Source organism: Ulvibacterium sp. (assembly GCF_965248315.1).
GTDB lineage: Bacteria > Bacteroidota > Bacteroidia > Flavobacteriales > Flavobacteriaceae > Ulvibacterium.
In genome coordinates this window covers 435,600-450,535 of record NZ_CBDFIX010000002.1, presented here as the reverse complement: position 1 = coordinate 450,535, position 14,936 = coordinate 435,600, and the positions used below count along the sequence as shown (strand labels likewise).

General features: G+C 42.3%; 12 protein-coding genes. 6 read left to right on the top strand and 6 right to left on the bottom strand.

Annotation, left to right across the window (positions count from 1 at the left end; genetic code table 11):
- A complete protein-coding gene (locus ACP2AF_RS03505) occupies window positions 1–2,196 on the bottom strand; it encodes a PAS domain-containing sensor histidine kinase (RefSeq protein ID WP_425234857.1) in 2,196 nt (731 codons plus the stop codon).
- A 231-nt stretch (window positions 2,197–2,427) separates the two neighbouring features.
- Between ACP2AF_RS03505 and ACP2AF_RS03500 the strand changes: the two genes are divergently transcribed.
- The 3 genes from ACP2AF_RS03500 to ACP2AF_RS03490 are packed head-to-tail and all read left to right on the top strand — an operon-like array spanning window position 2,428 to window position 4,309.
- The gene (locus ACP2AF_RS03500; RefSeq protein ID WP_425234856.1) at window positions 2,428–2,910 is read left to right on the top strand and encodes an ankyrin repeat domain-containing protein; all 483 of its coding nucleotides are present in this window, start codon (window positions 2,428–2,430) and stop codon (window positions 2,908–2,910) included.
- Complete coding sequence (locus tag ACP2AF_RS03495; protein WP_425234855.1) at window positions 2,907–3,530, top strand: NUDIX hydrolase; 624 nt, start codon at window positions 2,907–2,909, stop codon at window positions 3,528–3,530. The genes ACP2AF_RS03500 and ACP2AF_RS03495 overlap by 4 nt, the downstream gene beginning before the upstream one ends.
- A gap of 5 nt (window positions 3,531–3,535) precedes the next feature.
- A complete protein-coding gene (locus tag ACP2AF_RS03490) occupies window positions 3,536–4,309 on the top strand; it encodes an amidohydrolase (protein ID WP_425234854.1) in 774 nt (257 codons plus the stop codon).
- On the opposite strand, the gene ACP2AF_RS03485 is transcribed toward ACP2AF_RS03490, so the two are convergent.
- Together ACP2AF_RS03485 and ACP2AF_RS03480 are read right to left on the bottom strand one after the other, a co-directional pair.
- A complete protein-coding gene (locus ACP2AF_RS03485) occupies window positions 4,296–5,912 on the bottom strand; it encodes an Ig-like domain-containing protein (RefSeq protein ID WP_425234853.1) in 1,617 nt (538 codons plus the stop codon). The genes ACP2AF_RS03490 and ACP2AF_RS03485 overlap by 14 nt on opposite strands.
- 39 nt (window positions 5,913–5,951) lie before the next feature.
- Complete coding sequence (locus ACP2AF_RS03480; RefSeq protein ID WP_425234852.1) at window positions 5,952–6,656, bottom strand: ComF family protein; 705 nt, start codon at window positions 6,654–6,656, stop codon at window positions 5,952–5,954.
- 38 nt (window positions 6,657–6,694) lie between these two features.
- Between ACP2AF_RS03480 and ACP2AF_RS03475 the strand changes: the two genes are divergently transcribed.
- Window positions 6,695–7,591, top strand: a complete 897-nt coding sequence (locus tag ACP2AF_RS03475; RefSeq protein ID WP_425234851.1) for a hypothetical protein — start codon at window positions 6,695–6,697, stop codon at window positions 7,589–7,591.
- Between the two features lie 37 nt (window positions 7,592–7,628).
- Window positions 7,629–9,170 (top strand): glycine--tRNA ligase, encoded by a 1,542-nt coding sequence (locus ACP2AF_RS03470; protein ID WP_425234850.1) that lies wholly within the window; start codon window positions 7,629–7,631, stop codon window positions 9,168–9,170.
- A gap of 87 nt (window positions 9,171–9,257) precedes the next feature.
- Here ACP2AF_RS03470 and ACP2AF_RS03465 read toward each other — a convergent pair whose 3' ends face one another.
- The gene (locus ACP2AF_RS03465; RefSeq protein WP_425234849.1) at window positions 9,258–10,037 is read right to left on the bottom strand and encodes a DUF6090 family protein; all 780 of its coding nucleotides are present in this window, start codon (window positions 10,035–10,037) and stop codon (window positions 9,258–9,260) included.
- A 150-nt stretch (window positions 10,038–10,187) separates the two neighbouring features.
- Complete coding sequence (locus tag ACP2AF_RS03460; protein WP_425234848.1) at window positions 10,188–10,790, bottom strand: hypothetical protein; 603 nt, start codon at window positions 10,788–10,790, stop codon at window positions 10,188–10,190.
- 225 nt (window positions 10,791–11,015) lie between these two features.
- Here ACP2AF_RS03460 and katG point away from each other — a divergent pair, with 225 nt between their 5' ends.
- Window positions 11,016–13,238 carry a catalase/peroxidase HPI gene (katG, locus tag ACP2AF_RS03455; protein ID WP_425234847.1) on the top strand — a complete coding sequence of 741 codons (2,223 nt, stop codon included), beginning with the start codon at window positions 11,016–11,018 and terminating at the stop codon, window positions 13,236–13,238.
- Between the two features lie 116 nt (window positions 13,239–13,354).
- Here katG and ACP2AF_RS03450 read toward each other — a convergent pair whose 3' ends face one another.
- Window positions 13,355–14,932: a ThuA domain-containing protein gene (locus ACP2AF_RS03450; protein ID WP_425234846.1), complete on the bottom strand. Its 1,578-nt coding sequence runs from the start codon at window positions 14,930–14,932 to the stop codon at window positions 13,355–13,357.
- Window positions 14,933–14,936 lie beyond the last annotated feature (4 nt).

Genomic DNA, 14,936 nt, shown 5'->3' with positions numbered 1-14,936 from the left:
TTAGTTTATTTGAAAAAATATCTTGAAAGTTGTACCGATGCCAACTTTACTTTCAACCTCAATTCTCCCATCCATGGCCTCTATTTGGTTTTTGGTGATGAATAGCCCTATCCCTTTGGCGTCCTTATGTTTGTGAAAAGTTTTGTACATGCCAAAAAGTTTGTCCCCATGCTTTTCCAAATCTATACCCAGACCGTTGTCCGAAAAGGCGACCTGTACCATATCATCTATTTTTGATACAGAAATTTTAAGGCGGAGATCCCTTTCGGGCGAACTGTATTTGATACTATTGGTAAACAGGTTTAGAAAAATACTATCCAAATAGGCAGGTATTCCAATAATGTCTAGAGTAGTCGGCACGTCAATGGAACAACGCGCCTTTTTTTCCCGTAGCAACACACCCAAGTTCTTCTCTACATCCTTTATGGTCTTAAAAAGATTAACAGGGGTCATTTCTTCCAATGTTCCTGCCTTTACTTGTACTACATCATTTAAATGAAGAACCGTTTCATTGAGACTTTCGGAGGCATCCGATAACATGCCTATTAAATTTCTTTGTTCTTCCTTGTTTTCTTCTTTATGCAAGAAACCGGTCAACATTGAAAGATTACTGGAATGTGACCTAAGATTATGGGAAACAATATGGGCAAAATTCAGCAGGCTATCATTCTGTTCACTGGTAACGTCCAACAATTTTGTCAATTTGTCCTGAACCTCTATCCGGGAGGAAATATCCACAACTTGAGAGATGAAATGAGACAACTCACCTTTAATGTTCTTTACGGCAGTTACGGTAAGCACGGCGGAAACGATGCTACCATTTTTATGAAAATAGCGTTTTTCAATTTGATAGCTTTTTCGTTTGCCATCAATAAGTTTGCGCAGCAGTTTTAAATCGATGTCGAGGTCGTCCGGGTGGGTGATATCCTGAAAGGTAAGCCTCAAAAGTTCGGATTTCCGGTAACCCAAGCTTTTGCAAAGGCTTTTGTTCACCTGTATCCAGTTTCCGTTAAGTCCTACGATGGCCATACCCACCGCAGAATTTTCGAAGGCGCCTTCAAAGGATTCTTGGCTGCGAAGTAATTCCAACTGGGTATTCTTTAATTTGGTAATATCCCAATTGGCACCTATCATACGTAGGGGATTGCCCTCTTTGTCCCTTTTTATGGTAGATTTCGCCTTAATATGCTTGATTTCGCCATTGGATCGAATTACACGAAATTCGGTATTGAATTCCTTTGTTCCCGCTAGGGCCATTTCCAATTCCCTTAAACTCCTTTCCTTATCATCAGGGTGTACACAAGCTTCCCAGGCTTCAACGGCACCGATAAAATCCTTCTGATCTACGTCATATAGATCATACATATTGTCGTCCCAAACCAATATGTTGTCCACAACATTATAGTCCCAAATTCCTATTTTGGCCGCACCGGTGGCAATAGCCAATCTATCCGATACCTTTTGGTATTCCAATATGGCCCTCTTTCTTTCGTCAATATCCTGGAATGTTCCATAAATTCGGATACACTTACCATTTACAATTTCTGCCTCCCCTTTGGCCCTTACCCAGAGCTCTTTACCTTTCGCAGTGACGATTTGAAGTTCGGTATCCCATGGTGTACCATCCTTCATGGCCCTACTGACCAAAAGGGTTATCGTATCGCGGGATTTTCCTTGCTTGTAAAAATTGATACCCTCCTCCAGATTAGGGACATAATCCTCGCCTACTTCGTGGATCTCCCGTGTAACCTGGGTCCAGTACACCTTGTTGGATATCAGGTCTACCTCCCAGCCCCCAATGCGCGCGACACTCTTGGCCTTCATCAATAACTCTTGGCTTCTTTTTTCTTCGGTGATGTCCTCCTGAACTATAATTAGTCCACCGACCGTTTCATCTTCTTCCCTCCAGGCGTTAATCTTCCATTTGAGCCATTGAACGGCACCGTTGGAATGTATTAATTTATAGCCCGTATTCATATCGGACTTTCCCTTAAGGCACTCCTTGTGTATTCTTTTTAGTTCTTCGGGAATATCAGGAATTACATCATAATAGGACTGGCCAATAATAGAGGATTGACCATTGGCGAATTCTTCCAGCCATGTTTTGGAATGACTTATGAAGTGCATATTGGAGTCTACAATGGCTACAGAAGCAGGGGAATCTTTAATGAGGAAGTTTATGGGTAGTGTTTCCAAATTAACGATGTTTGGTTGGTTAAAAATACAATTTATTTCAATAACGTAAGAAATTACATAAAAATTGTCAGAATTATAAATAGTTATTTTTATGAGAAGGGGAGTACTGGAATTGAGCCGTGGATTATGGAATCGTTTTACAAAGAGGTATAATTTGGAACATGATTTTGCTTAATTTTCTACCTCGAATCTTTTAATGGATCTGATAGTTTTTTTATACATTTAGTTCCCATGGAAAACACGGATATTTTTTTTAACCAAATACGAAATGGTAATCTGGATGCGGTGACTAAAATGATAGTTTCACATCCAGATTTGGTCAATAGTAAGGATCAAAGAGGTTCCACTCCTTTGATTTTGGCCACCTACTATGATCAAAATGAAATTATTGATTTGTTATTGGATCAAGGTGCAAAGATTAACGCTGAGGATGCTTCGGGAAATACAGCCTTAATGGGGGTGTGTTTCAAGGGTTTTACTGCTGTGGCCAAAAAATTGATAGAAAGAGGTGCAGATATAAATCGACAAAATGCCATGGGGGGCACTTGTCTTATTTATGCCGCCACCTTTAATCAAAAAGAGATTGCCGAGATGCTGCTGGCCCAAGGGGCGGACGCCTCCATGAAGGATAACAGGGGCCACACAGCTTTGGATAATGCCAAGATGCAGGGAATGAACAAATTGGTAGATTTGTTGGAAAACACATCGCAATGAAACGTTCCGATCAGCTCAATCTGGTAAAACGCATACAGGCATTGTCCGATACTGGTCTAGTCTATGTGGAAAACGAGTACGACAGGGAACGATACGAGGAACTAAAGGAGATAAGTCTAAAACTGTTGGCGACTATGGCCGATTGTCCGCTTCCCGTTTTACAAAACTTCTATATGCCCGTAGAGGACTATCCGACACCAAAAGTGGATGTGCGGGGTTTTGTATTAAATGATGCAAAGGAAATTCTTATGGTCAAAGAAAGTGAGGATGACAAATGGACCATTCCCGGGGGGTGGGCAGATGTGGGGTATTCACCATCAGAAGTAGTGGTAAAGGAAATCGTGGAAGAAACTGGGTTTAAGACCAATGTAGTTCGGTTGTTGGCCGTTTATGATAAAAAATGCCATCCACATCCTCCACAGCCCTTTTATATTTATAAGTTGAATTTTCTTTGTACCATTTGTGGCGGAGCGCTAAAGCCTAGTTTCGATATTAAGGACGTCGGATTCTTCCCCATAGATAAGCTTCCAGAATTGTCAGAGGATAGAATTCTCAAAAGTCAATTGGAACAGCTACACAAGATGGTTATGGATGATGATCATGTAGTATATTTTGACTAATTAAAATGGCAAAAGAACTGACAATCGCCTTAGTGCAATCCCCTTTGTTTTGGGAAGATCCCGAACGAAACAGAAAATTGTTCTCGAAAAAAATCGAAACTATTTCGGGCCAGGTGGATCTAATTATTCTCCCCGAAATGTTCACTACAGGATTTACCATGCATCCTGAAAGCATTGATGCTAACGAAGGAATACAAACGGTGAAATGGATGCAACGGCAAGCTGCCAAAAAAAATGTGGCCATAGTGGGGAGTATCATAGTCCAAGAGGATGGCAGATACTTTAATCGTTTATATTTTGTAGAACCTGGTGGCGGGTTGGCAATTTATGATAAAAGACACACCTTTACCCTTGCGGGAGAGGATAAGGTTTATAATGCCGGAGAAAAGAAAGTTCTGGTGGAGTACAAGGGGTTCCGGTTATATCCTTTGATCTGTTATGACCTTCGGTTCCCGGTATGGAGTCGGAATACAGAAAATTATGATGCACTTATCTATGTTGCCAATTGGCCCAAACCTCGAATTACGGCCTGGGATACCCTCTTAAAGGCGCGTGCCATAGAAAATATGGCCTATTGTATCGGGGTGAACAGGATTGGGCAAGATGAAACCGGCCATGAATATATAGGCCATTCAGCCGTGTACAATTGTTTAGGGGAACAATTGATGTTTTCGGAAAAGGAAGCGGTACTTCAAGTTACTTTATGCAAGGAACATATTAAATCTACGAGGGACAAGCTAAAGTTTCTTGACGATAGGGACCGTTTTATTCTGGAATGATAAAAGTCTGCTCCAATTCCCAATTTGCCCGGACTTCAATTACATCCGGATAGTAGGTTACTTTTTCCGGTTGAATTCTTTGAAGATAATTTCCGGTATCCCATTTTTGGTTACCATTTGCATCAAAAATGATACGGACAAGGTATTTGGATGGTTCCAGGGCATTAAATTCGAAAATCTGTGGTTTTGGGGCATAGATTTCACGTTTTGCCTTGCCCTTTTCGTCCGTCAATTGTACAATTAAGGGGTATGCCAAGCTATCGGCAGTAATCGTAAACCTAAGGTTTCCATAATCGGCCAAACTTTTGGTAGAAAGGTTATAGCTCAAGGTATCGTTCGTTTGCCCAAAGAAATCGGTGATTGCCCCTGGCAACATCGTCAAAGCATAACTTTCATTGGGTTCCACCTCAAAATCAAAATCAACCTTGTTTTCAATGCTGTCCAATTTTGCCGTGAACAATAACGCGGTTGAATCCTTTTTCATCATGCTCATTTGTATAGTATCGATGGTTACAAGCGGCGTATTGGCATCTATGTAAAAAGGCTCATTGAATCCTAGAGATCCCCGTTGATTGGGATTTAGGGTCAGGGAATCAATTCCTACCTTTCGGCTTTTCACGGTGAAGGTATCTATAACCTTTAGGGTTTCGTTGGTTACGGTGAAGATAAGGGAATCCATTTCAAAGGGTGTAAACCAAAAATTGAGGGTGTCTTTGTCCCCATCCTTTAAGACCTTGGTTCTAACGGTATCCGGCAGGTCGCTTAGAAGGTCAATACGAACATCCTTCCCATCACCATAATATCCAAAAAGTATTTTGTTCCGTGCCGCGTAGCTTGGTACGGAACTGCTATAATTTGGTATTTCCTTGAACATGTTAAGCAAGTATGTAGAATCCGTAGGTAGGATAACGGTATCCTGGATAAAAGCGATCTTGTCCACATTTTGATCAAAAAGATTGTTTTTCCCCTCATCCTTTAGGCCGAACAAGGCATATTTGCCCTCTTTTAAATTTTTTAAAGTAAAGATTACGGCACTATCCAGCGTATTGGTAATATAATTGGGAGGCCTTTGATATATAGTTGAATCGGTGTAGGCGGTGTCCAATTCGTAGAGCATTACACTTATAAATTCATCGGCTTTTCTATTAAAGGCGTCCTTTACAACACCTAATACCGTTAAAGAATCAATATAATCGCCCGTAGAGAATACATAGGTCAGAAAGCTGTTCGGATTTCCTTCGTTGTTATCCGTAATACTCTGCCCAAAATTTAGGGTGTAGGTCGTATTTTCCTTTAGGGTATCCTTGAATTTTATTTCCACTACCTTGTCCGCCCCGCCCTGCGGGGATATTTCCGGGAGATACTTTAGGGGGGGAGAAACAATGAGTTGTTCTTGAACATCCTCCAACTTCACATATTCATCAAAATAAAGCTTTATTTCATTTGCATCAAAGTTGATGGTCATATTCTCGGGCTCGGCCCGTAACAATACAGGAGGGTCTTCATCCTTGGGACCTCCAGTAGGATTGCCCCTTCTTGCGCACTGCCATAAAGCGGCAATGCCAAAGAACAAAAAAATACAAGCCAATATGCGTCGTAACATTGGGGATAATATAGCGCAACAAAGAAACAATTTATTTCATTAGGGTACAACGGCGATGCTGGTTAGATAAATGTTAATGCCTTTAGCCTCTTTAAGGGCCTTGGCACAGAGTTCCATTGTAGCCCCAGTGGTGATAACGTCATCAACCAGAAGCACATTTTTATTTTCGAGTTCGGATGTACAGGTAAGGGTATAAAGTGCTTTATTTCCCTGCCATCTTGCTATTCTTCCTTTTTGGGTCTGAGTCTTGGTATTGGATGTTTTAACGAGCACATGATCTATGTATTCCGCGTTGAGGTGATGGGCAATTTTTCTTGCGAAAAGGGCCACCTGATTGTATCCACGTTGGTGTAGTTTCTTCTTATGAAGCGGAACCGGGACAACGGCATGGATGGTCTTATTAAGGAGGTCTTCCTTTAAGGCTTGGCCATACCAATCGCCCAGGAAATCCCCTATTTGCTCCTGGTTTCGATATTTTAGATGGTGGATTAGATTTTTTACAATGCCCGTTTCCGAAAAAAACAAAAAAGAACTGGCCTTTTTTATGTTAATTCTGCCATAAAAGATACGGTCAACGGCATTTTCGGCGTTAAAGGTGTATTCGGTGAGTGGTATTTGGTTTCGACAAACTGTACACAGATGTTGTTCTCCGCCTGATAAATGTGCATTACATCCAAAACAGACCTTGGGCAATAGGAGGGTGTTTATATCATTTATTATATTTGATAGCTTGGAGCGTAACAAATCTTATTACTTTAACCTACTAAAGCTTACTTGCTCTGATGGATGGTCAAGATAATAAATTCAATTATAAAATAATCCTTACTGCACTTGCGGCGGTAATCATAGGCATTCTTATTGCCTTTTATTACAGCTATGCCCAATCCCAAAGCCAAATTGATTTTTTGGAGCAAGAAAAGGAGCTTCTGGTAAAGGACCTTACCTTAATGAAGGCGGATGTGGATAGGCTTTCCGCGCTTAACGAAGTCAATGAAATTGAATTACAGGATTCCAGATATCGCGTACAACAGTTATTGGACTCGGTGGGAAGGTTGAATTTCACCGTGGATAAATTAAGGGAATACAAGACGGAACTTCGCAGATTGGAGGCCAAGAACGATAGCCTAAAGCTTAAGAACAACTTCCTGAGATACAACAATATGTTGCTATCCGATAAGTATGAGGAAACGCGAAAACAAATAGAGGAATTAAGGAATAAAAGCAATTCTTTGGCGGAAGCGGAAGCCTTACAGCGAAGAAAGATCCAAGAATTGAATAAGGAGCTCAAAAGCAAAAGGTATTTAACATTAAGAGGTTCAGAGGGAATTGGCTTTCGATTAAGGAGCGGGAAACCTATACGTACCAATAAAGCTTCTACTATAGAAAAACTCCGGGGTTGTGTTACCATTATGGCAGATCCCAATATCATAAATACCGAAAAGGTCATCTACTTCCAGTTTTTGGGCCCCAACATGGGCGTCATCGAGGATAATGCCAATACCATTTCCGTAAACGGGAATATTTACAGCAAGCGTGTGGAAGTTGTCTTTACAGGGGAACAGAAAAATATCTGCGACTTTATAACGCTGCCCGAAGGATCCTTGGAAGGGGGTACCTATACCTTAAATGTCTTCGAAGATGAACGCCTTCTGGCCTCTTCTGAATTTCAATTGAAATAATTAGCACTTTTTTAGGGTAATATTCTATTTTTGCCGAATGGCAAAACAAGATGACGATTTAAGAAGGGTAATCTCCCATGCTAAGGAATACGGCTATGTATTTCAGTCCAGCGAAATATATGATGGCCTGAGCGCCGTTTATGACTACGCCCAGAATGGCGTGGAACTCAAAAAGAATATACGGGAGTACTGGTGGAAGGCCATGGTGCAGCTCAATGAAAACATCGTCGGTCTGGATGCTGCCATTTTTATGCACCCTACCACCTGGAAGGCTTCTGGTCACGTTGATGCTTTTAATGACCCCTTAATAGACAACAAGGATTCAAAAAAAAGGTATCGCGCCGATGTTTTGGTAGAGGAATATGTCGCCAAAATTGAGACCAAAATTGAAAAGGAGGTTGCCAAGGCGGCCAAACGTTTTGGAGATAAATTTGATAAGAAACAATTTTTGGCCACCAACCAACGCGTGGTGGATTATCAGGAGCAGGCTACGACTATATTAAAACGTTTGGGTAAATCTTTGGAGAAAGAAGATCTGGCAGATGTAAAAAAGCTCATTGAAGAATTGGAAATAGCCTGTCCCATGTCCGGCTCAAGAAATTGGACGGATGTAAAACAGTTCAATCTCATGTTCGGAACCAAGTTGGGTGCTTCCGCGGATACGGCAACCGATTTGTATCTTCGTCCGGAAACCGCCCAAGGTATCTTTGTCAACTTTTTGAACGTACAGAAGACAGGGCGGATGAAAATCCCGTTTGGAATAGCACAAACCGGGAAGGCCTTTCGTAATGAAATTGTAGCACGGCAGTTCATTTTCCGTATGCGTGAATTCGAACAAATGGAAATGCAGTTTTTCATTAAACCGGGCACCCAAAAAGAATGGTATGAAAAGTGGAAGGAAAATCGCTTAAAATGGCATTTGTCCCTGGGGATGGGAGAGGAGAACTATCGCTTTCATAACCACGAAAAATTGGCCCATTACGCAGATGCCGCTGCAGATATTGAGTTTCGTTTTCCTTTCGGATTCAAGGAATTGGAAGGTATCCATTCCCGAACCGATTTCGATTTAGGCAGTCATGAGAAATATTCAAACAAAAAATTACAATATTTCGATAACGATACTCGGGAGAGCTATGTTCCCTACGTGATAGAAACCTCCATAGGGTTAGATCGTATGTTCCTTTCCGTGTTCAGCCATTCCCTACAGGAAGAGGAACTGGAAAATGGTACTACCCGGACGGTATTAAGGCTGCCCGCCGTATTGGCCCCTACCAAGGCTGCGGTACTCCCATTGGTAAAAAAAGATGGTTTGCCGGAAATTGCCCGCAAGATCATCTCAGATTTAAAATGGGATTTCAATGTGGTCTATGACGAAAAAGATGCCGTAGGGCGCAGATATCGAAGACAGGATGCCGCCGGCACCCCATTCTGTATTACTGTAGACCACCAAACCTTGGAAGATGATACGGTAACCCTACGCCACCGCGATACCATGGAACAGCAGCGTATTAAATTGGCCGAGGTAAAATCCATTATCGCCAAAGAAGTGGATATGCGGGAGTGGTTGCAGAAGATATAATAGCCCTACTTCGAAACTCTTTCCTAATGGCATATATAGATCTCGTAGTCGCCCACTTCAATTGCGCGTATAAGTGTAGTACTTTATTTATTCAGCAAGTTCCGATTTACAGATCGAAAGTATTTCATCAATATAACCTTGTAGTTTCTGCTGATAATGGATTCTAAGCGTTTCCAGCCACGTTTTTGAAATCAACAACCCAAGATAAGCCTCATTGTTCAAAAGCTTCTGTACATATAGGTTCATATCCTTACTGTCCGTGGTTACGCCCAGCTCTTCGCGTTGGATGCCATGAATCAATGCAGGGGCCATTTCTGCCGATATTTTATTCATTTCGATCAAATAATGCATTGATTCATAATGGTCTTCAAACCCAGAATCAATATCCGCTGAAAATTGGGAAAGAACCCTTTTTAGCTTATCGTTTTCCAGAATATTGATATTGCCGGAACTGACCATGGCATCGTACGTCCCAGTCACAAATTCGGTTTTCCACCAAGACTTGGCTCCTGAAGTAACCCAAAACCGAATAGAATCCGGATGTATCTTTTTTTGGTCGGATTGCATCACTTTAATGAGGGATTTGCTCATTCTAACCATGTCCATTTCCTTGCTAATGGCTTCTTCCAGTCTAATTTTGTTTTCATTAAAATCCTCAGTAAGTGCGGTAAGCAACTTTTCTTCTTCAATATTTCGTTTTCGGGATTCGTTCCAATTGTTGATCTGTAGGGCCAATAAAATTCCTATAACTACAAGTACTATTTCACCGACAGCATATAAAAGATATTTATTGAAATTGCCTACCTGCCGGTTAGGCTGGTTTTCTTTAAGCAAACCACGTCTAATTTTTCTAAAGAGTTTTATCATTGGTTAGCGGTTTCTGATAGTAAAGCACAAAGCCCCAGCTATGATTTCGGCGTTAGAATCGTTCCGCCAGAGAAATCAGCCGCATGTTTAGTTTTTAGTTTCATTTAAGTTCTTTACCAAGCTGAATTATAGCCCTTGTTGTGTAACGTATTATTTTTTCCATAAGCTTGGGGTTTTTCTATGAGCAATGAGTATTTTTTCTTGTTCCGCTTCAGAAAGTCTAAATTGGTTTATAAATTCAATTGGTGGCGGCGGGCTATTGTCAGTATCATCAATAAACAGAACAAAGTCAACTAAATATTCACCAATATTCATTTGGAAAGCCTCACAGCCAGTTTTAAAATAAATGGGATATTCAGTGTCCGCAATTGCCCCAATTATAAGTTCGGCCTTGTCTATAGAACCTGGTTTTCTTATCAACCCCTCATAGGCAATGGTTTTGATTGTTCCGTCTGGATATTCGGTAAGTTTTAAAAGTTCAGGTACAGTTGCGTTATTCATTAGCCAGATCCTCCTTCCTAGTTGTTTTGGTGTCCGGGCACCAGGCCCAATGGTACCACTAGAAACCCAACCACGTTCGGCAACTTTAACACTGTCCCTAATTTGTTGACGAATACCGTTCCAGTTATAAGTCCAACTTTTTTCATAGAAAGAAGAAAACACGATGACAGATCCAATTCCAATAATGCTCAGTATTGGGAAAACAAATCCAAAACCATTACTTTTTCCTCGATATTTTCTACGTTTCTTCATATGCTGCACAACATAGGAGTGTAGATTGTCAATAATCTATAAATCTCTTATACGGAGAACTAAGATAATCAAAAACCAAACCGTATTCTGTGTGCTTTGTATCGGGCCATAACAATTCTTAATATCCGCATAACGCAAAAAAATAACGGCATTCCGAATTGTAAGGATAAGAATCCTACTTTTAGAAAGAAATAGGAACATAACCACTTAAAAATAAAATTAGAGATGGATTCTACACACAATGGTCAGGGCGACATAAGTAAATGCCCATTTTTAAATGGAGAGTTGAACCAAGCTGCTGGTGGAGGTACCACCAACCGCGACTGGTGGCCCAACTCCCTAAACCTAAACATCCTACGGCAACATTCCAATTTAGCAGATCCCATGGATGAAGATTTCGACTATGCCGAGGAATTCAAATCGTTGGATTTGGCAGCTGTAAAAAAAGACCTTACGGATTTAATGACCAATAGCCAGGATTGGTGGCCAGCTGATTATGGGCACTACGGGCCGTTTTTTATCCGTATGGCCTGGCATGCCGCCGGCACCTATCGTATCGCCGATGGTCGTGGTGGTGGGGGAACCGGGGCCCAACGTTTTGCCCCTTTGAACAGTTGGCCGGACAACGCCAATTTGGACAAGGCGCGTCTATTACTTTGGCCTATAAAACAGAAATATGGGAAGAAAATATCCTGGGCGGATTTGTTGATTCTTACAGGTAATGTGGCCCATGAGTCTATGGGCTTGCCCATGTACGGTTTCGCCGGAGGCCGTGAGGATATTTGGCAACCCGAAGAAGATATTTACTGGGGTTCGGAGGCCGAATGGTTGGGAAACAAAGCTCGGTACTCTGAGGAAGGCGAATTAGAAAACCCCTTAGGGGCAGCACATATGGGATTGATCTATGTAAACCCCGAAGGACCTAATGCCAATCCGGATCCAGTGGCCGCTGCACATGATATTCGCGAGACTTTTGGTCGCATGGCCATGAACGATTATGAAACTGTAGCCTTGATTGCCGGAGGCCACACCTTTGGTAAAACGCACGGTGCCGCTAGTGATGCGGAATATGTAGAGGCAGAACCAGCTGGGGCTTCCATTGAAATGCAGAGTATGGGCTGGAAGAATAATTTCGGAACCGGAGTAGGTTCGGATACCATAACCAGTGGTTTGGAAGGCGCATGGACCAATACCCCTACAAAGTGGAGTCATAAGTTTTTTGAGAATCTTTTTGGCTACGAATGGGAATTGACCAAAAGCCCAGCGGGAGCACACCAATGGAAACCTAAGGATGGCGCTGGTGCGGGCACCGTACCGGATGCCCATGATTCAGAGAAAAAACATGCTCCCTTTATGTTGACCACGGATTTGGCCTTGCGTATGGATCCGGACTATGAAAAGATTTCGAAGCATTTCTATGAGAATCCTGAGGAATTCGCCGATGCCTATGCAAAGGCTTGGTTTAAGTTGACCCATAGGGACATGGGACCGGTTTCCCGTTATTTAGGCCCGGAAGTGCCACAAGAAGAATTGATATGGCAAGATCCAGTACCCGCGGTTGATTACGAATTGATCGATGCAAATGACATTGCTGACCTCAAAGCGAAAATTTTGAATTCTGGTTTGTCCATTTCGCAATTGGTTTCCACAGCTTGGGCCTCGGCATCAACTTTCCGTGGCTCCGATTTCCGAGGTGGGGCCAATGGGGCCCGTATACGTTTGGCACCCCAAAAGGATTGGAAGGTGAACAATCCAGCCCAATTGGCCAAAGTATTGGAAGTATTGGAAGGGATTCAAGCTACATTTAATAGTTCACAATCCGAAGGCAAAAAAGTTTCCCTGGCAGATTTGATTGTTCTAGGGGGGTGTGCCGGTGTAGAAAAAGCTGCTGAGAATGCTGGTGAGGCTATCTCCGTACCCTTTGCTCCCGGACGAACCGACGCCAGTGCAGAGCAGACTGACGCTGAATCCTTTGAAGTGCTAGAGCCGCAAGCGGACGGATTCCGTAACTATGCTAGGACCAAGTTTTCCGTTGCTACGGAGGAATTGCTGGTGGACAAGGCCCAGTTGATGACACTGACCGTACCCGAAATGAGTGTTTTGGTTGGTGGAATGCGTGTATTGGATACCAATTTTGACAAGTCCCATAACGGTGTATTTACCCATAAGCCAGAAACGCTGACGAATGACTTCTTTGTAAATCTACTCGACTTGAATACCGCTTGGAAAGCAGTTTCAGAGGATGAAGAAGTATTTGAAGGACGTGACCGAAAAAGTGGGGAATTGAAATGGACCGCATCCCGCGTGGACCTTATTTTTGGATCCAACACAGAACTTAGGGCCATTGCCGAGGTCTATGGTTGTGAAGATGCCCAGAAAAAATTTGTTAAGGATTTTGTGGCGGCTTGGGACAAGGTGATGAACTTGGACCGATTTGATTTGAATTAGCAGAATTGAATCCCATACCTAAAAAGCATCCCGCCACTCGGCGGGATGTTTTTTTTGATATCACCATAAAATGGCTGGGACCTAAATTAAATGGCAATTCCATTACTGATGAGAGGCTAATCGGTTAGGCCATATCTCGACTTTAGATAGCCTAGTACATGGGCCATTTCGGAATCATCCAAAGGCCTTTCATAGATCAATAGACGTGCAATTTCCCCATCAAAGGACTCCGACCCGGGATGGTTGGTAGCATCCCTTTCCGTACCAATGGCCAATTTAGAGGGATTGGCGTGGACATTTACGGGATACCTTCCAGATGCCGCAGGCTCCACTTTATTTACAAAAAGTTCTATATCAACCTCACCTGTACCGGATCCCATTCTTGCACCGATTACATAATACTTGTCCGATTGTAGTTGTATTCCTGTGATTTTTGGATTGTTCTGGTCAAAACGTCCAAAAGTGATACCGTTGCGTGAACCACACCACACCGTAAGATCGTCATTCAGGCTGCCCCATAATCCTTCATAGTTGCCCCCATTTCTCAAGTTCCCTAAAAATGAATTCACATCCTTTAATCGATGTAGCCCAAACGCTGTCTGTTCCTCACTACTTTGTGTTTTATAGGGTTTTAGTACCGTAAACCAGGTATAGCCGCTTCCTGTTAATAAGTAATCGAAAGCATCCTCTTTTCCATTTATAAGTTCATCCTCTTCAAATACTATGGCATTATGGCCTTTTATTTCCTGAATGTCCCTTTTAAGCGTTGGCCTTCCGGATCCTGGATCGGCAATTCTAATACCGTAACCATTGGGGGTAAAATCTTGGGCTTGGCCGTTGACCACTCTGTTGGTCCACTTCAGCACCTCTTCCTTTTCATTGGTGACCACATTTAGGTCTGCGTCCAGATCAAGAATCAAACCGTCAAGTGCGGGTTCTTTTTCATCTGTTGACATAGCCGCCGTCCATAGGATGCCTCCTTCAATAAGTCTTTGATAATCGGCATTTTGATAAATCTCCACGGTATGGCCCAAAGAGGTAAAAAAAGACCGGCCTCCATCAAAATAGTGGTACCAGGTAAAGGGATGGTCGCCCATTTTTAAACTGGAATCCGCTTTATATGAATTCTCATCCAAAGATAGAAGTACGTTGACTCTGCCTCGAGGATTGGATGAAAAATAATGCCATTCGTCCTTTACTTGCCATTGTTTGGGAAGATGGCTTGTGCTGTTATGATCTAAATTCTCAACGATCAAGGTCGCATTTTGAACTTCGGGATGACCCACCAATCGTGTTCCGATAAGTTGTTCATACCAAGCTTGGAATTCTTTTTCCTCATGCCAGATGGCACCTGCGCAATGAATACCCATAAAACCTCCCCCTTTTCTTATGAAATTCTGTAGGGCCTGTCCCTGAGATGTTGAGAAAACAGCACTTTCCGTACCACAATTGTTGTTAAAGATGACAACATCTATTTTTGAAAGTTGAGATTCGTTCAAAGCGGTGGCATCAGAAGTGGTAAATACTTCCCATCCATTTTTCCTGCCTAACGATTCCACCAGTTCAATTGCCTCGTCCTTTGAATCGTGCTGGTATCCGCTGTCCCCCTGAAAATTGAGTATTCGGATAGTCGCCTGTGCGCACAAAATATTCGTGGTAAAGATGAATAGGGCAGGTAGAACAAATTTGTTCATGAAC